We start from the raw sequence: 17280 nt of genomic DNA, 5'->3' as shown, positions 1-17280 counted from the left end.
CCTTGGCCTTTAAAGACAGAAAAAACGCCCAGATTAACTGGACGTTTTCGAGCGAAGCCTTTTCCACAAATAAAAATAACAGGATGTCAGCACAAGCACGACAGCAATTGTCATGGTAGTGTCAAATCGCATGAGATCCTCCTTTTCGTTTCATTGGTACAAATTTGCCGTATGTCAAACAGCGCCAAAGCCATTCTGCAGGACCAAACTGATAGTTGGCGAGCCACCAGCGACTAACGAAGATTTGCGCAGTGAAAATCACCAAGCTGAACACCAATCCGAGAGCCAGCCCAGGCGTTCCGTACAAATGTCCAACACGCACGACCAATACAGCGATGATGGTTTGGCTCAAGTAGTTGCTCAACGCCATTCTGCCGACCGGTTCCAAATGCTTCAGCATGCGCTTGCCGCTCTCTGTCCGATAAAGAAGTAGCAGTGACGTGATATAAAAAGCGCACAGGCTAAGACCGCTCCAGGTAACAAATGTCTGAACGGCGATCGAGGTCGAGGCTGGAAATTTTACGATGCCAAATTGAACAAGCGGAATCATCGGTACAAGCACAGCACTTAAGCCCAGCGCAATCCACCATACACGGCGAATGGCCGGAATAAATTCTTCCGTCCTCTCAAATACTCCCCGCTTGGCTGCCAGAAATCCGAATAAAAAGAGCGGCAGAACAGATAGGATAACGATGAACTCAAGGGAGAAAACGACTGGAATTTCGTAAGCAACGCGGAATTGCAACCACTCGATAATCGACCCATTGGTATAAGTATCGATAGCTTTTTGTATGAGCGGTGATTGATCTGGAATAGGAACGAGGTCCTCAGGAACGGTCAGCATCAGAGCAGACAAGGCCTGCATACCAATCAAGAGCGTCCACGCCCATCTTTTGATCGTCTTTTCTTGCCTGTGGTAAAACAGCAACAGAAGAAAACCAGCTAGGGCGTACGTATGAAGAATGTCTCCATACCAGAGGAAAACAAAATGTGCCATCCCCACCATCAGCAGCACTAACAATCTGCGAGTAAACAGGCTCTGATAAGGCAATTGTTTGCTCTCGGCGCGATGCATAAACAGAAAAAAGCCTACCCCAAACAAAAACGAGAAGATGGTGTAAAACTTCGTCTGTACAAACATGTTAAACAAAAGCCGTATCCAACCATCGATTTCCGTATGGGTATTGACCATCCCTGCATCTGGTAAGAACATGATGGGATACAAAAATGATGGCATATTCACTAGCACGATCCCCAAGAGAGCAAAGCCTCTAATCCCATCTAGCTGCCGAATTCGCTCACCTTCCGCAACAGGTGCTACTTTCACGTAATGAACCTCCTCAACTACGCTTTAGGCATTAACACTTTTAATACGAATGAACCCCGAATAAAGTAACAAAATGCTTCTTCCACAACAAGAGAGCTTCGCAAAAACGAAGCCCTCTCTTATGTGCTGCCTTATTTTGATGGGGAAGTCGTTGTTCCTGTGCGGTTTGTCCTTTTCCGAAAATCGAGCAGAACACCGACAAAACCAGCAAATAACGCTGGCATGATCCAACCCGCCCCTTCCTTATAAAAAGGAAGAACACCCAAGATGTCGTTCCAGCTCTGATTAAAAAATGTAAGATTCATCAAATCCACGACACCAAAAACCGTCACAACTGCAACAGTCGTCATATACACAGCGGAATGCGCAGGTATCCAGCGCTCTAGCAACGCCAACAAAATGAGCACGATAGCAATTGGGTAAATAGCGCCCAGGATCGGGACTGATACACTCAAAATCTCCGATAGTCCCAAGTTTGCGACTCCCATGCTCAGGACACAGAGAATCACTGCCCATCCTCTATAGGACAAACCTTTGAATCGTCCATGAAAGTATTGGCTGCAAGAAGTTACGAGTCCAATCGATACACAGAGGCAAGCGACGGTAAAGATGACACCAAGAATCAGCGTACCGCTTGTCCCAAATAGCTGCCTCATGATAGCTGTCAGGAGCAGCCCGCCATTCTCCGGTCTTCCTAAAGAGGCACCGGATGAACCGAGCAATCCCAAAATGACATAGATGAATGTCAGCAACATACCTGCTCCGAGACCTGCTTTGATCATATTCGCAGACAGTTGCTTTTTGTCCTCGATTCCCTTGCTCCGCAGCGTATTGGCGATCACGATACCAAATACGAGTGCAGCCAAAGCATCCATGGTTAAATACCCGTCCAGAAATCCTTGCACAACTGGATTGGCGGCATATTTTCCTGCTGGTACCCCTGTTGGACCCAGTGGTGTAAATAAGCTCTTGATGTAGATTAATGCAATCATGGTCAGCAGTGCAGGAGTCAGTATTTTCCCAAAGCGATCAATCAATTTGGAAGGACTCAGACTAAACCAAAAGACAATGCCAAAAAATACGATCGTATAGAGGAACAGACTCCAGGTGGAATCAGCGGCTTGTGCCGGCAAAAACGGCGCCATTCCCATCTCGTACGCGAGACTGCCTGCACGAGGGATAGCAAGTGCGGGTCCAATCGACACATAAATCAAAATAGGAAAAATAAGAGCAAAGCTTGGATGAACACGACTCGCCAATTGGTAAAAGCTCCCTGCTTTTGCGATGGCAATCACCCCAAGGATGGGAAGACCGACAGCCGATAAGACAAAGCCTGCAATCGACAGCCAAACATAGGAACCAGCCTCTTGACCCAGATAGGGTGGAAAAATAAGGTTCCCTGCACCAAAAAACATCGAAAACAGCATAAAACTGACCAGTAACATTTCTTTCTTAGACAAGGTTATCATCGACGTATATATTACCTCCCACCTTATTGAGAGGCATTCTATCAACTTTTGCGTCCATTAGCTAGTAGCAACGCCATAGTTGTAATTGCAAGATCATTATCATTTTTCCCACTTTACTTAGAAGTAGAAAAACGGAGGAAACCACCTGCCATATCTTACCGTTTGCACATCGACAAGTGGTTTTCCTCTTATCGTTTTCGCATGGAGACAATTCGTTTGTAAAAGGACTGATCCTCCAGCTTTTGAAAGAGAGAAAGAGCAGGTCGGAAGTTGGCTTCAATAATCCACGGTTTGCCATCCACATCAATCCCTAAGTCCAAACCGATCTCCCGGAGTGTCGGATAGGCTCTTCCCAATCGATTAGCTACCGCCGCAGCTACCATGCGGATATCACTCAAGAGATGCGGGCCTGCTTCTATATTCGACAGCTTGATTGCCGTCTGGACGGGCAAAACTTTTCCACGACTTCGAGCCACATTTGTCACGACATAGCCCGGTCCTGCAAGCTTTGCACACCAACCCGTTATGACCCAAGGCTCCTTGTTGCTCCTTCGCTGGATCATGACACGTACATCAAAAGGCTTGCCGTTGATTCTACCGAGTGGGATACGTGGCTGGAGCAGGTATGTTTTTGGGCGAAACAACGATTCCACGTATCGGATCGTGGCCTCTTTCCCATCCACGAGACGCCGGCGACTCCCACTATGAACCAAATACTGCTCTTCTCCTCGCTTCGTTACTTGAATAATTCCTACCCCACCGCCGCCTCCCGAAGGCTTCAGCATCACGTGTGTAAACGCTTCTGCATACTCCCATAGCTCTTCAGGAGAGTACACGCGGGTTTTGGGCAAATACTCCAGCAAGAGTTCGTCTTTGACCATGTGCTTATGCTTGCCCCATTTTCCTACGTTTGGCGGTTTTATGGCAGTGTCTCTCCATTCTTTATCAGATGATGCTCCTCTACTTTCGTGATACGATTCTGTTCGTCCACAAACACGACCTTGGGAACGAGCTGTTCGATCTCGGATTCATCGTACATGCCCATACTCAAAATGATGACTAGATCTCCTGGCGAAAATAGGTGGGCAGGTGGACCATTCAGACAGATGACTCCGCTACCCGTTGCTCCGGGTAACGCGTATGTTTTCCAGCGCGTGGCATTACGCAAACTGGTTATTTGCACGATTTCATATGGCTTGATATCTGCCGCATCCATGAGAGCAACGTCAATTGTGATACTCCCCACGTAATCCAGTTCGGCCTGCGTAACTGTCGCCCTGTGAATTTTGCCTTTGCACATGTGTCGTTGCAAAGCGGTTCACTCCTTTCCAAACCGATGACATTAGTCTATGTGCGATGTATTGTCCATGAAACCTCCTGCGATAGGAAATCTGATTAGGGGGTATAATACGCAGCCTGCAAATCGACTCCATAGGTGCGGCATAATTGGCTCAGTTCTTTCGTCAGATTCGGATCGAATGGAATACCGTTTTCCATGTGTTCTCGCTTTTTTCGGCCCTCGATCTCGCCAGGTATGAAAATTTCGGATACTCCTTCTTTCGTAGGTACACTTTTCACCTCACGAATGTATGCATCCATATTGGTGCAAAAATCCCGCAGTGGCATAAATCGTTCAATATCCACCGTCAAGAATAGATGTCCAACGTTTTGTGGATCGTTCCAATTGTCATACAAGCTTTTTACATGTGGTCCCGTTGCTGCACCCGTTAGCAGCCCACACAAGATATCGATGAACATCGCCAATCCATAACCCTTTGCTCCCCCGATCGGCAAAAGTGAGCCTAGCAAGGCTTGTGTGGGATCAGTCGTTTCCTTCCCATTGGGATCGATGGCCCAATCGGAAGGAATCGTTTCCCCTTTTTTAACGGCTAAGGCGATTTTTCCTCTGGCAGCGACACTCGTCGCCATATCTAACAAAAAGGATGGTTCTTCCCCTGCTGGTATTCCCACCGCAATTGGATTCGTTCCGAAAAAAGGGCGAATCCCTCCTGTAGGTGCTATTGCTTCGGGAGCATTGGATAGGACAAGAAGAATCCTTCCTTCTGCGATCGCTCGTTCTGCATAGTACGAACAAGAGCCAAAGTGGTTGGAATGACGAACACCAACTACCCCGATTCCCATCTGCTGTGACAACTTGATCGCTTCCTCCAGTGCCGCAACCCCGACTACCGCACCCAGCTGGTTTTTGCCGTCTACCAGTGCTGTTGCTCCCTCCTGTTTCCATACCACTGGCTCATCGTTCAATTCGATCAAGCCTGCTTCGATTCGTTGGATATAAATCGGCAGCCTCGCCAACCCATGGGACTCTATGCCGCGCAAATCAGCATGGACGAGAGATTCTGCAACTAGCCTTGCATGCTCGCGTCTTGCACCTGCCTGTACAAACACTTCTGTTACGACTTGCTCCAAACGCTTCCAATGAAAGAGTGCAGGGTGCATCTTCTGTTTTTCCCCTCCTTCATCGCTGTTCTGTACTTCGCCTGCTTCCTAATCTGAATATAGATATGTCACGCGCTGATTGACCGCTACAGGCATTGACCCAGTTCAGTCGACGATACCAACAGAAAAAGGAGCTCCCGACATTGGGGCTCCTTTTTTGCGTGATTCCTATTCATAACTGGCCAGTATCGTGATGATCTGGTCCTGCATCTTGGTAAACAGCTCTTCATCCTCGACATAACCATTAAACATAATCGAAACGATGAGCTTCTCCCCGCCTTTGGTCGTGAGATAGCCCGACAGTGTGTTCACACCCGTCATCGAACCTGTTTTCGCATGAAGATTATTAGCGGCAGGCGTTTCCTTCAAGCGGTTTTTCAGTGTGCCATCGATTCCCGCTATGGGTAAAGATTCATCATAAGTGGCAAATGTCGATTCCTTGGTCATTCCCTCCAGTACGGATGCGATCTGCCGAGCAGAAATAAGATTGTAGCGCGTCAATCCTGATCCATCGATCATGTCGAAGGTGGTATTCCCGCCGAGCGAAGATACAGTTTCCGTGACCACCTCTGCCCCAGCGGCTGCGCTTCCTTTCCCTTTCTTTGCGGCTCCGAGTGTCTTGAGAAGCATTTCGGCGTAGTAATTGTCACTGCGCTTGTTGAGGTACTGAACGATTTCCTTGAGCGGCAGTGACTCAAATTGTGTCCATTTCACTGCTGTTGAAGGAACTGGCTGGATCAACACTTCGCTTTTCGGAGCAAACGCAATTCCTTCTTGCTCCAACGTTTCCTTCAGCACGGTCCCCACGTACTTGGCTGGCTCTTCCACGGGTACGCGCTCGTAATCCCCTTCGTGATCAAGAGGGAGGTTTCCTGACAGTCTGATTGTATTTGTGCCACGGTCACGCAGGATAGCAAACGTATTTTCTTCCCCTTTTTGTACGGTCTTCGCTTCATTGATCACTTGCACATAAGCTGTTTTGGGAAGCACGTTGATTTCCACTGGTTCGCCAGCGTCGTTAGCGGGCTTGAATTCGATCATGACCGTTCCACGATTTAATGCTAGGGCCCCTATGGTCGGGTTGTAATAGTAGCTCTCGTCATCCCATGCCCAGCCGAGGCCAAGCCGTTGTTGGTCAAAGTAGCTGTCATCCATCACGAGATTCCCGTTGATACGCGTGATTCCTTGTTGCTTGAGCCACCCTGCTATTTTTTCAATCGACACACCTTCCTGCACTTGTAGCGCATTCTCTGTGTGCAAAGTAGGGTCACCGTATCCTTTCACATACAGATTGCCTTGTTGTACGCCCGTAGAGGTGATCGATGAGTCTCCATACACTTCCGTTTTGAATACGTAATCTGAACCAAGCTGGTTCAATGCTGTGGCAGTCGTCAGCAGCTTCAGATTCGAGGCTGGGGTAAGCAGTGTGTCCGCATCCCGTTCGTATAAAACAGGGTCACCTGATGAATCCAACGATTTGACCATGATTCCAGCCGTTACACCTGCTGCTTCTGGCGTATCGAGGATGGGATCGATCAAAGCAGAGAGTGGGTACGTCTTTTTCTCTGGAGGGCTGAAACCTTCCGGAGCTGCGATATCCGGATAAGTTGTTAACAAAATTCCGATTCGATCCTGTAGCTCCCTCGCATACTTCGATTTATAGATGCCGTTGATCAAAATCGAAAAGGCCAGCTTATGACCATTTTTTGCCGTTACATAACCCGACATGGTATTGACACCGCTTAACGAACCTGTCTTCGCAAACAAATTCTTTTCCGCACTTGTTCCTTTCATGCGGTTTTTCAAGGTGCCGTCCACTCCTGCGATTGGGAGTGATTTTTCCAGTTCTGTTCGATATTCTTGCTCCTGCAAAAAGATGAGGGTTTCAATCATCTGTTCTGGCGTGATCATATTAAATCTCGATAACCCCGAGCCATCTACCTGGCGAAAACCTGACGCAATGCCAGCGCGCTTCATCACGTCAGCTACAGCCTCACTGCCTGCCTCAAAGCTGCCCTCGCTTTTCTCGGTAATGCCAAGCGTCTTTACAAGCATCTCGGCATAGAAGTTGTCACTATCCTTATTGAGCTCCATCGTGATCTCAGCCAACGGTTTGGACAAGTGGGTATAGAGCGGTACTCCGCTTTGCAGCACTGTTTTTTTCACGTCTGTCTTTGGATGTAAGGCAATCCCTTGTTTCACCAACTGATCCTTCCATAGATCGCCCACATAAAAAGCTGGCTCTTCCATCGTGACATCTTCATCATAAGGAGCTGCTTGCATCCCGATCGTACCGGATACGATGATTTCATTTTTTCCGCGCAGGCGCTCGACGAGCACGTTGCTCTCCTTGCCCGCTGTCGTTTTCAACTGATTTGTGACTGTTATGTATGTGGTAGCCGGATTCATGGTCAGGACGGGGGCATCGTTCACCGTTTTTCCAGGGGTTGCGGTTAGCGTCGTAAAGTTTTTATTTACGGCTAATCCACTGACCTGAGCGCTGTACCCATACGGTTCGTCATCCCACATCCAGCTCATGCCCAATCTGGTCTCATCGAAATAGCTGTCATCGAGAAGCAGGTTTCCATTGATTCGTTGGATCCCCAAATCTTTGATGGCTTTTGCCATTTGCTGCAAATCCTCTGGCTTCAGGCTAGGGTCCCCATAGCCTTTTAAAATCAAATCTCCTTGCAAAATGCCACCGTTATTTACCTTTCCTGAAACAAACACCTCGGTCTTCCACTGATAATCCGGCCCCAGCTTATCCAGACCCGCAATTGTCGTGAACAGCTTCATGTTGGAAGCCGGGATAAAATTACGTTCGGCATTATGCTTATATACGTACTTTTTGTCGGTTAGATCGTAGACCGCGATTCCAGCGTACATCCCCTTGCTATTCTCATCGTTTTTCAAATCGGCGAGGAATTTTTCTATGCTGAGTGAAAGAGGACTAGAAGAAGTGACCTCTTCCTTGGCTAGCGCAGGCGAAGCTGCTACCTGCAACAAGAGAGCCAACACAAAAAACCACGTACCGACACGTCGAAAAGCAAACAAATGATTCATGATAACCTCCTTGTCATAGTCTGGGCGATTTCAACCAACAAATCACAGTACGCCATCATGATAGCGCGTATTCTATTTATTCTGAATATTACCATTATACTAAAACCCTACAGGCATGAACGATCCCCATTCCGTTCATACTACCTTCAAGACTTCTTTTGTTTGGAGGAAATGGTTTCATGTTCTATCGATTGCTGCTCAGTTTGTCACTTCTCTGCGCCTTTTCATTCCCCGTCCATGCCCAAACCGACATCGGGCGTGTACAAGTAGATCCCTCCCCCTATTCTTCCCTTGCGGAGCTCGTCAAAAAGTGTGACTTGATCGTCATCGCGTGGGTTGACAGTGCCCATCGGGCGTATCCAACGGGACGCACCATTCCCCAAGGCAAGATCGTGAACTATACACAAAGACTACAGGTAAAAAAGACCATAAAAGGCACAGCATCCAGACTATTAACAGTGATTAGCACTGGCGTAGAACCGCTTCCCGACGCCTCCAGTCCGCTCAACCTACAATATCCTGGGCCGCTGGCGGAAGGGAATTATTTGTTGTTTTTACGTAAAGTCAGCGGATCACAGCTATACAGTACAGCAGGCCTCTGGCAAGGCGTTTATCCCATCTATCAAGGAAAAACGATTGCGCTTTCCAACCTTGGCTTTACCGAACTGAACCAGCTGTCCCAAGAAGAAGCCATCCGAAAAATAACAGTGATATCCCGCTAACGCCACAGCAAAAAACCGCTCTCATAAACGAGCGGTTTTTTGACATTGCCATCATGTGCTGTCAGTTGCGCATCACGTAGATGAAAATCACCATAGACACAGCACAAGCGAGTACGCTGAGAATAAACCCCCAGATCACCCATTTGCTATTCGTCTTGTTTATGTGTTTGTCGCTCATGGAAACTTCTCCTCATTCAAGCATTCACCTTCTATTATAAGGTTGTTTGACAAGAAAGGGAAACCGTTTATGTGGCGAAAACTGTTAAATGCCCGCTCTCGTAAGACGGCGAATCCCAAGTACACAGCCACTCGTCACGAACAATACACACATGACCACAAACGTCCCCGACTCTCCTAGCGACAAACTCTCTTGACTGAGCACGCCCATGCCAATCGTTAAAAGCGACAGAGGAAAAAACATCCCCAGCCCAGACACATACAAGCCCAACCCTACAAAAACAGTGCAAATACTAATGCCGACTGGTACAGCAAAGCTCTGTATCCGCGTGGAAAGCCACAGTTGGAAGGCGATGATGGTGTGCGAAGCCAGCCAGCCTCGCATGATCCATCCGAACACTTCAGGAGGAAACGAAAACTGTGCGTGCAGTCCAGCGATGAAGCCCGCGCAAATATACAGCACGAAGAAGAAAAGCTGCACAACAAAAAGGAGAACGCCAACCACCACCAGCTTCGCGATAAAAATCGTTGGAGTCGATACAGGCGCTGTCAGTATCACGTTCCAGCTACGATTTGCATGCTCCAGTCTGCACACGAACGAACAGCAGATCGCGATGAGAATGGGTAAGAAAAATTCTCCGTAGAACAAGCTCACCTGCGTCCACAGGCTGTACCAGCCATTTTGCAGGATCGCTTGGTTCATCCAGTAGTTGGCGAAACCGATCAGCGTACTGAAAACAGGAAGGATTAGCAAAACGAGCCAAATACGAGAACGACGCAGTTTTACCCATTCTGCTCCCAAACATTTGATTAGCATACAAGGTCCTCCCTATAGGTCTTGCCGGGATACGTGAATGCTCCCAGCAAGGTAGAATGCGATGCCCATGAGTACGACGATGATCGGCAAATGAACGCCGACTTCGCGTGTAGTAAACAGCATGGTTTCGTTCACGTACTGATACGTAACGGGAGAAAAGTCTACATAGTATGACCAGATGAAAAGGCGTCCGACTTGTGGCGGAAACAAGGCCGCTGTCATGCCAATGAATCCCCCGATCATCCCGAGGCATAGGCTAAATGCCTGATTTTTGATAGCGAGAGAGAGCCATTGTTGCAGAGCAATCACCACGAGATTCGTCAGCGTAGTCCCTGCTACAAAGCGTAGTAATATGCCAATCGGGACTGGCTCCGCTAAACCATAACCAATGCCAAATGCAACGATCGCCAAAGCCTGTAGAATGACGGCCCCCCCCATCAAAACAGCAGCAGAAACGAATTTTGCCGCATACACCGCTTTTCGGCTGACAGAAGCAGCTATCAGAAGCTTCCATGTACGCCCTTTGTGTTCCATATCACAAATCCGTGAAACAATGACAGCCGAACCGATCGGCAAAAACAATCCGTTCATGGCTGTAATCGTGACCAGAATAGCGCTCCACTTTGCGGCATCCGGATTTTTTGTCATGGAGATGCTGACAGCCATAAACCCCCATGCTAGTTCGATGCTCAAAAGAATGACAAGCATGAGAAACAAACGCTTATGTCGAATTTTATAAAACTCTAGCCAGAGTGTCCTCATTACAAGCTCCCCTCCTTTCCTGTTAGGGAGAGGAAAATACTCTCCAAGCTTTTTTTGTGCTCTTCAATGCGATAAACATCAAGGCCCGCCATAATCAGCGCCCGGTTTGTCTGCGCTACCTCTCTATCCCCCATGCCTTCCATGACCAGGTAGCCATCTTGGAGACTGGTAGAAAGTTCCATCTCTTGAAGAACTCTTCTCGCTTTTTCATTGTCCTGCGTTTTCATCCAAACATGAGGCTGACTATTCCGTTGCAGTTGCTCCATACTCCCTTGGAACAGCAGTTTCCCCCCGTGAATAATACCGATAGACGTAGCCACTTGCTCGATTTCCGAGAGTAGATGACTGGAGAGCAAAACGGTCATTCCATACTGATGTGGCAACGATTGAATCAATTCCCGAATCTCACCGATTCCCGCTGGGTCCAGACCGTTTGTCGGTTCATCGAGGATGACGAGCTTTGGAAAATGCAGCAAAGCCATAGCAATTCCCAGTCGCTGCTTCATCCCGAGAGAATACTGATCTACCTTTTTGTTCTGTTGCTTTTCCAAACGGACGATTTGCAAGGCCTTCTCTACATGTTTGTCCGGGACATCTCGCAGCCACTGCATGACACGCATATTTTCCAGGCCGGTAAGATGACCGTAATAGGAAGGAGCCTCGATCAAGGAACCCGTCTGACTCAAAATCTCAAGTCGGTTCCTACTAAAATCCTTCCCGAATACGGACACACTCCCTTCAGTCGGCTTGACTAATCCTAGCAGCATTTTAAGAGTCGTCGATTTTCCTGCACCATTTGGACCGAGGAAGCCATAAACCTCGCCTTCTCCTACCGCAAGATTCACCCGCTGGACGGAATAGGCTCCTCCATAGCGTTTTGAAAGGTTTTCCGTTCGAATCACCGTATTCATCTTTTCTCGCTCCTATCTGTTGGTCTCTCCTACGAAATCATAGAGTTCCAACCCGTCGATAAGCTGACAAGAATCTTACAACAACCTTAAATCGACTCCGAGTGGGTAGAACACACAAATCGAGCGAGTATAATAAATACAGGTGATTCAATATGGAAGAGTGGAAACAGAAAAAAGTGCTCCTCGTGGAAGATGAGCTTGAAATCAGAAATATGATCGATGGATTTTTGCGTAAGGAAGGATTCTCTCGTATTTTTCATGCGGGTAGTTGTAAAGAGGCGTTAGTGATATGCACTTCGGACAAGCCAGATGTGGCGATTCTGGATGTCATGCTGCCTGATGGAGATGGATTTGGACTTTTGACTTCGATCCGTCGTTTCTCGCAAATCCCTGTCATTTTTCTGTCAGCGAGAGGCGAAGATGAGGATCGATTGCTCGGACTTGGCCTAGGCGCTGACGACTATATCGTGAAGCCATTTTTGCCGCGCGAACTCGTTCTTCGTCTCCTGGTCATTTTACGACGCGTTTACGCTCCTCCCCAAATTGATCGTCTGCCGGTTTTCCAGCTTGGTGACAGTACGATCGATTTGGAGGCGGCAATCGTGACGAGAGATCACTACGAATACGCTTTGACCGCCAAGGAACACGCGCTCTTGCGAAAACTCTATGAAAATCGGGGACGAATCGTCACGAGTGATGCCCTGTGCCAATCTGTATGGGGTGACGATTACTACGGGTATGAAAACACGCTGATGGTTCATATGCGTCGCATTCGCGAAAAGATCGAGCCATGTCCGTCCGCTCCTGAATATTTGCTGACGGTAAGAGGACTCGGATACAAATTACTTGTAAAGGAAGAGCTGTAGATGGATGGAGCCGCACGAATTTTACGTCGTTATACAGGTGCTTCTATCCTGATCGCCGTCTTTTTGCTCATCGTCAATTACATCATTCTCGGCACATTTGTTTTCAAAGGCATGAACGAAGGATCTCCTCCCATTCACGTCACACAAGCTGTGGCAGAAGGTCTCCACAAGAACAGTTCCCACTATACGTTGGAACCAAATGCACAAGAATGGTTGCAAAAAAGCCAGGCTTGGGCCATGCTGATTGCGAACGATGGGAAGGTGATCTGGGACTACGCCATACCGGACCAATTGCCCCGCACCTATTCTCTGGCAGAAGTCGCGCAGTTCTCGCGAAATTACTTACAGGACTATCCTGTTTTTGTTTGGGAGCATGAGTTGGGGCTAGTCGTCGTGGGCTACCCGAAGGACAGTCTCGCCAAGTACCAGTTTCATTTCCCGATCAGTTGGATAAGCGATTTGCCGTATCGATTACTGGCTTTGCTTTTCGGAAATATCCTACTCGCCGCTCTTCTCTCGCTATTCATCGGCTCTCGACTCATTCGGGCAATCCGCCCACTGATTAGCGGGATTCACGCCCTGTCAGAAGATCAGCATACACATCTCGAGGCAAAGGGAATGTTCAGCGGGATTGCTAGAAGCATTAATCATGCATCGTCGCTTCTGCAAGAGAAGAACGCTTTACTAAAAGCCAGAGACGAAGCACGCTCGAACTGGATCGCGGGAATCTCCCACGATATACGCACGCCATTATCGATGGTGCTCGGGTATGCCAGTGAATTAGAAGAGAGCGACGCGGTGCCTTTTGAACAGCAGCAAAAAGCAAGCATTATTCGAAAGCAAGGAGAAAAGCTCCGGTCTCTGGTCAGCGACTTGAATCTCGTTTCCATGCTGGAATACGAAATGCAGCCCATTCATACCAAACCGCTTCGGCTATCGACACTTGCGCGGCAAATTGTCACTGACTTTTTGAACAATGATTTGGCAGAGACGTTTACCATCGAGCTGGATGTCACGACTGAGCAGTGCCTCGTGATGGGCGATGAAAAACTTCTTGTCCGCGCCATCACGAATCTAGTCCAAAACAGCATCGCGCATAACCCATTAGGCTGTCACATCCACGTGCAAACGACCGTGTCACCCAACCAGCGCAATGCCCTCTTGATTATCACTGACAACGGAAAAGGCATTGAGCAAAGCATGCTGCCTGACTTGATGGAATTGCCTTATTCGTCAAAAAGAAAATCTCCTTTACACAATGGTCATGGTCTCGGGTTGCCCATGGTTGCACGGATTGCTTCCGCTCATCATGGACACCTGCTGTTAACAAGCGATTCAGGAAAAGGGATGACAGCAGAACTTTGTTTTCCCCTCTCCTCCTAAAAGGAAGACATCATAGAGAAAGCACCTCCTCTGTCTCGCCAATGGAGAGTAAACTCTCAAGAGCGTGCAAAGGGGGTGCTTTTTACTGATTACTTCACGAGATCGCGCATAATCTCTTCTGCTTTGACGTCAGTTGTTATCAGCTTCTCTTTTTTCATCCAATCAATCAGTGTTTGCCAAGATTCGGCCGTCTGGTATCCAAAAGGCTTTTCTCCCGCATCCATCAACGGAATGAGGATATCCAAGCTCTTGGTCTCAATGTCTTTTTCCAGCGGGAAATCCGTAGCCTGTTTGGTAAACAACAAATCGAGTGCCTTTTCCTTATTATTTTTCACATAGTCCTGTCCTTTGCCAATCGCACGCAGGAAACCTTCCACAGCTTTCTGCTTTTTACCCAAAGTCTCGTCACTTGTCGCCAATACGAGCTCATAGTAGTCTGGAACACCAAACTCAAAAGGCTTGAACACATTGACTGGAACGCCGTGCTTCTCCAATATTGGTTGCTCATGGTTGATATAGCCACCTACTACTGCATCGACTTTTTTGGCTGTCAACGCTGGGACGATGTCAAAGCCGATATCCGTGAAGGTCAGTCCGGAATCATCGCCACCACCATGCTTCACAACTTGACGTACGATAGATTCATCAAGTGGAAGTGATGGATAACCGATATTTTTTCCAGCCAACTTTTGCGGAGTATCGATTCCACTGTCTTGGCGCGTCATGATCACGTTTAACGGATGACGAACAAGTGCACCTACGGATACGACAGGAACTCCTTCTGCACGAGCTTGGATGAGCTGTGGTTGATAGCTGATTGCCAAATCTACTTTACCCGCAGCCGCCATCTTCAACGGATCATTGCTGTCTGAAGGCATTTGCATGGTCACCTTGAGGTTCTCGTCTTTGAAATAGCCCTGCTCCTCTGCGACATACAAGAAGGAATGTACAGCATTCGGATACCAATCGAGCGCAATCGTAAGCTCTGTCGGCTCCGCTCCTTTATCAGCAGGGGCTTGCGTCTGACCAGTATCGGTGCTCGCCTGATTGCCGCAAGCAGCAAGACCTGTTGCCAATGTAAGTGCCATGAATGTTTTCGTCCATTTGTTGAAAGGTTTCATTGTTGTTCTCCTTTAGTTTTCATATGCGGGGAAAAATGACGTTCGACTCGTCCAACCAGCCAAAACAGCAGCATGCCGAGAATCGAGAGCAACAGGACCGAGGCAAACAACGCAGGAGCCTGAAAATTGCCAGATGCCCGTCTGCCAAAGTACCCGAGACCCTCGCTCGCTCCCAACCATTCCCCAATCGTCGCCCCAGCCACGCTGTAAGTAGCTGCCACTTTGAGACCACTGAAGAAATGGGGTAAGCTCGACGGGAGTTGCAGCTTGGTGAAAATTTGTCCGTTCGTTGCCCCCATTGTTTTTAACAGCTGGAGCATTTCCTTGTCCGTTGAGCGAAGTCCATCATACGTGTTGACGACGATCGGAAAGAAAGTAAACAGAATCGTTACAGCAATTTTTCCAGATAAATCATACCCGAACCACAAAATAAATACGGGTGATAATGCTATAAGGGGGATCGTTTGGGAGATGACGATATACGGATAGACCAAGCGCTCCACAATCCGACTGCGAATCATCGCAAATGCAAGGGAGATTCCAAACACAATCGAGATCGATAGCCCCAGTAACACTTCCTTTAACGTCGCCCAAAGATGTATGCCTACTAAAGAGGTGCGTAAATCCCACAACGATACGACCACAGCGCTAGGCGGCGGTAAAATGAATGGCGGCACTCCGAGGAAGCGACAACCAGCTTCCCATGCCAGGAGAAAAATGGCGATGGAGATGCCAAACCAAATGCCTCTCCCCATCATGCTTCTCTCCTCAACGGCTTCATTGCTGCTTGGCGCTCCTGTCGAAGCAGTTCCCAAATTTGTTCACGCAATGCCAAAAATCCAGCTTGGTTGCGGCTGCTCGCCGTTCGCGGTCTGCTCACCGGAACGGTTAATTCGATCGGCTTGGTGATCGGACTACCTGAAAGCACGATAATACGATCTGCAAGTAAAATGGCTTCGTCGATGTCATGTGTAATCATCAGCATCGTACTGCCTGTTTCCTGCCACTTTTCCATCAGCCACTCTTGCATGTCCATTCTCGTAATTCCATCCAATGCACTAAACGGCTCATCCAATAGCATCATCTCTGCACCAGAAAACAACGCGCGCAAAAAGGAAACTCGCTGACGCATTCCACCAGAAAGCTGGGCTGGATAGCTGTCAGCCCAATCCTGAAGCCCGTACCTAGGCAATTGCTGTCTGACACGCTCATGCGCTTCTTTTTTCGTCATACCTTTGATTTCTAGCGGCAAAGCTGCATTTTCGACAATCGTACGCCATGGCATGAGCAGATCGCGTTGGGGCATATAGCCGACCTGCCCCAAACGATTTGCTACTGGTACACTTCCGAGCCTGATTTCGCCTTGTCCCGGCTCAAGAAGACCTGCGATGAGTTGAAACAAGGTGCTTTTCCCAATCCCGCTCGGACCGATCAAGCTAACGAACTCCCCTTTTTCCACACGCAGATCAAAATGATCTAGAATCTGCTTGTCGCCATACGAAAAGCTGACGTCGGCGAAAGCTAGTTGTTCTCCCACGGCCACATTTCCTCTCTGTAGGACATGTCCCAGAACATGTACTCCATTTTGGAGGTATTGACAAAATACTCTTCCAGTTTGGCCAGCTCTTGCTCGCTCTTTCCTTCCGACAATTGGTTCATGATATCAATCAGCCAGATCGCCAGCTGCCCAAACTCATCGGAGCTGTACATGCGTACCCATTCACCGTACAGTTCGTGATCCAGCGCCCCTTCTACTTGAGCCAAACGCTTGCCGATCTCCCAATAGCTCCACGTGCATGGGAGCAGGGCACTCACCAATTCTGCCAACGACCCTTGATGAGCGACACGCAGCATGTAGCTGGTGTACCCGAGCATCACAAACGAAGGCTCTGTCGCTTCCAGCTCCGCGCGAGAGATACCAAAGCGCTCGGCATACTGACGATGCAGCTCCATCTCGGTGTTCAGCGTCGATTCTTGCAAAGCAGCGAAGCGAGAGCTTGTTTCCAGATCGTACGCCTTCACGCTCGCAATCGCGAACATTTTCGCGTAATCAATCAGATAGATGTAGTCTTGTTTCATGTAATATTTGAATGCACCAACGGGCAGGCTGCCATCGCCGAGTCCGGTGACGAAAGGATGTTGATGAACACGCTCCCAGATTGGGGCTACACTTTTTCTCAAACGCTCTGTAAAGGTTGTCAT

The 17280-nt window shown here is 48.3% G+C and carries 16 protein-coding genes; 3 read left to right on the top strand and 13 right to left on the bottom strand.

Annotated elements, in window-relative coordinates:
- Positions 1 to 121: 121 nt before the first annotated feature.
- The 6 genes from HP399_RS15225 to dacB all read right to left on the bottom strand — a co-directional run bounded on the left by HP399_RS15225 (position 122) and on the right by dacB (position 8319).
- Positions 122 to 1327, bottom strand: a complete 1206-nt coding sequence (locus HP399_RS15225) for a DUF418 domain-containing protein (RefSeq protein WP_173619391.1) — start codon at positions 1325 to 1327, stop codon at positions 122 to 124.
- 131 nt (positions 1328 to 1458) lie between these two features.
- Positions 1459 to 2796 (bottom strand): branched-chain amino acid transport system II carrier protein, encoded by a 1338-nt coding sequence (gene brnQ / locus HP399_RS15220; RefSeq protein ID WP_173619392.1) that lies wholly within the window; start codon positions 2794 to 2796, stop codon positions 1459 to 1461.
- Between the two features lie 188 nt (positions 2797 to 2984).
- Positions 2985 to 3677, bottom strand: a complete 693-nt coding sequence (locus tag HP399_RS15215) for a YheC/YheD family protein (protein WP_173619393.1) — start codon at positions 3675 to 3677, stop codon at positions 2985 to 2987.
- A 38-nt stretch (positions 3678 to 3715) separates the two neighbouring features.
- Positions 3716 to 4108 carry an aspartate 1-decarboxylase gene (panD, locus tag HP399_RS15210; protein WP_173619394.1) on the bottom strand — a complete coding sequence of 131 codons (393 nt, stop codon included), beginning with the start codon at positions 4106 to 4108 and terminating at the stop codon, positions 3716 to 3718.
- 83 nt (positions 4109 to 4191) lie between these two features.
- Entirely contained in the window at positions 4192 to 5256 is a 1065-nt protein-coding gene (locus HP399_RS15205; RefSeq protein WP_173619395.1) for an Ldh family oxidoreductase, read from the bottom strand.
- A gap of 168 nt (positions 5257 to 5424) precedes the next feature.
- Positions 5425 to 8319, bottom strand: coding sequence for a D-alanyl-D-alanine carboxypeptidase/D-alanyl-D-alanine endopeptidase (gene dacB / locus HP399_RS15200; RefSeq protein WP_173619396.1), 2895 nt, complete (start codon positions 8317 to 8319; stop codon positions 5425 to 5427).
- A gap of 179 nt (positions 8320 to 8498) precedes the next feature.
- Between dacB and HP399_RS15195 the strand changes: the two genes are divergently transcribed.
- The gene (locus HP399_RS15195; RefSeq protein WP_173619397.1) at positions 8499 to 9041 is read left to right on the top strand and encodes a hypothetical protein; all 543 of its coding nucleotides are present in this window, start codon (positions 8499 to 8501) and stop codon (positions 9039 to 9041) included.
- A gap of 262 nt (positions 9042 to 9303) precedes the next feature.
- Here HP399_RS15195 and HP399_RS15190 read toward each other — a convergent pair whose 3' ends face one another.
- The 3 genes from HP399_RS15190 to HP399_RS15180 are packed head-to-tail and all read right to left on the bottom strand — an operon-like array spanning position 9304 to position 11708.
- Positions 9304 to 10035 (bottom strand): ABC transporter permease, encoded by a 732-nt coding sequence (locus tag HP399_RS15190; protein WP_173619398.1) that lies wholly within the window; start codon positions 10033 to 10035, stop codon positions 9304 to 9306.
- Between the two features lie 12 nt (positions 10036 to 10047).
- Positions 10048 to 10797 carry an ABC transporter permease gene (locus HP399_RS15185; protein WP_173619399.1) on the bottom strand — a complete coding sequence of 250 codons (750 nt, stop codon included), beginning with the start codon at positions 10795 to 10797 and terminating at the stop codon, positions 10048 to 10050.
- The gene (locus tag HP399_RS15180; protein WP_173619400.1) at positions 10797 to 11708 is read right to left on the bottom strand and encodes an ABC transporter ATP-binding protein; all 912 of its coding nucleotides are present in this window, start codon (positions 11706 to 11708) and stop codon (positions 10797 to 10799) included. The genes HP399_RS15185 and HP399_RS15180 overlap by 1 nt, the downstream gene beginning before the upstream one ends.
- A 152-nt stretch (positions 11709 to 11860) precedes the next feature.
- On the opposite strand from HP399_RS15180, the gene HP399_RS15175 reads away from it, so the two are divergent.
- Together HP399_RS15175 and HP399_RS15170 are read left to right on the top strand one after the other, a co-directional pair.
- A complete protein-coding gene (locus HP399_RS15175; RefSeq protein ID WP_173619401.1) occupies positions 11861 to 12574 on the top strand; it encodes a response regulator transcription factor in 714 nt (237 codons plus the stop codon).
- The gene (locus HP399_RS15170) at positions 12575 to 13957 is read left to right on the top strand and encodes a sensor histidine kinase (RefSeq protein WP_173619402.1); all 1383 of its coding nucleotides are present in this window, start codon (positions 12575 to 12577) and stop codon (positions 13955 to 13957) included.
- An 89-nt stretch (positions 13958 to 14046) separates the two neighbouring features.
- Here the strand turns inward: HP399_RS15170 and HP399_RS15165 are convergent, their stop codons facing one another.
- The 4 genes from HP399_RS15165 to tenA are packed head-to-tail and all read right to left on the bottom strand — an operon-like array spanning position 14047 to position 17280.
- The gene (locus HP399_RS15165) at positions 14047 to 15078 is read right to left on the bottom strand and encodes an ABC transporter substrate-binding protein (RefSeq protein WP_173619403.1); all 1032 of its coding nucleotides are present in this window, start codon (positions 15076 to 15078) and stop codon (positions 14047 to 14049) included.
- Positions 15075 to 15833 carry an ABC transporter permease gene (locus tag HP399_RS15160; RefSeq protein ID WP_173619597.1) on the bottom strand — a complete coding sequence of 253 codons (759 nt, stop codon included), beginning with the start codon at positions 15831 to 15833 and terminating at the stop codon, positions 15075 to 15077. Before HP399_RS15160 ends, HP399_RS15165 begins: the two co-directional genes overlap by 4 nt.
- Entirely contained in the window at positions 15833 to 16615 is a 783-nt protein-coding gene (locus HP399_RS15155) for an ABC transporter ATP-binding protein (protein ID WP_173619404.1), read from the bottom strand. Before HP399_RS15155 ends, HP399_RS15160 begins: the two co-directional genes overlap by 1 nt.
- Positions 16600 to 17280, bottom strand: coding sequence for a thiaminase II (gene tenA / locus HP399_RS15150; RefSeq protein WP_173619405.1), 681 nt, complete (start codon positions 17278 to 17280; stop codon positions 16600 to 16602). The genes HP399_RS15155 and tenA overlap by 16 nt, the downstream gene beginning before the upstream one ends.

The organism is Brevibacillus sp. DP1.3A, from assembly GCF_013284245.2.
GTDB lineage: Bacteria > Bacillota > Bacilli > Brevibacillales > Brevibacillaceae > Brevibacillus.
The sequence above is the reverse complement of the archived record's forward strand: the minus strand, read 5'-3'. Positions and strand labels throughout refer to the sequence as shown.

What these genes read in the sequence shown, in the direction of transcription:
- HP399_RS15185 (WP_173619399.1), bottom strand. Translation starts at nt 10,797, where the DNA reads ATGAGGACACTCTGGCTAGAGTTTTATAAAATTCGACATAAGCGTTTG.
- HP399_RS15205 (WP_173619395.1), bottom strand. Translation starts at nt 5,256, where the DNA reads ATGCACCCTGCACTCTTTCATTGGAAGCGTTTGGAGCAAGTCGTAACA.
- HP399_RS15215 (WP_173619393.1), bottom strand. Translation starts at nt 3,677, where the DNA reads ATGGTCAAAGACGAACTCTTGCTGGAGTATTTGCCCAAAACCCGCGTG.
- HP399_RS15160 (WP_173619597.1), bottom strand. Translation starts at nt 15,833, where the DNA reads ATGGGGAGAGGCATTTGGTTTGGCATCTCCATCGCCATTTTTCTCCTG.
- dacB (WP_173619396.1), bottom strand. Translation starts at nt 8,319, where the DNA reads ATGAATCATTTGTTTGCTTTTCGACGTGTCGGTACGTGGTTTTTTGTG.
- HP399_RS15175 (WP_173619401.1), top strand. Translation starts at nt 11,861, where the DNA reads ATGGAAGAGTGGAAACAGAAAAAAGTGCTCCTCGTGGAAGATGAGCTT.
- HP399_RS15180 (WP_173619400.1), bottom strand. Translation starts at nt 11,708, where the DNA reads ATGAATACGGTGATTCGAACGGAAAACCTTTCAAAACGCTATGGAGGA.
- HP399_RS15170 (WP_173619402.1), top strand. Translation starts at nt 12,575, where the DNA reads ATGGATGGAGCCGCACGAATTTTACGTCGTTATACAGGTGCTTCTATC.
- brnQ (WP_173619392.1), bottom strand. Translation starts at nt 2,796, where the DNA reads ATGATAACCTTGTCTAAGAAAGAAATGTTACTGGTCAGTTTTATGCTG.
- HP399_RS15165 (WP_173619403.1), bottom strand. Translation starts at nt 15,078, where the DNA reads ATGAAACCTTTCAACAAATGGACGAAAACATTCATGGCACTTACATTG.
- HP399_RS15195 (WP_173619397.1), top strand. Translation starts at nt 8,499, where the DNA reads ATGTTCTATCGATTGCTGCTCAGTTTGTCACTTCTCTGCGCCTTTTCA.
- HP399_RS15190 (WP_173619398.1), bottom strand. Translation starts at nt 10,035, where the DNA reads ATGCTAATCAAATGTTTGGGAGCAGAATGGGTAAAACTGCGTCGTTCT.
- tenA (WP_173619405.1), bottom strand. Translation starts at nt 17,280, where the DNA reads ATGACAACCTTTACAGAGCGTTTGAGAAAAAGTGTAGCCCCAATCTGG.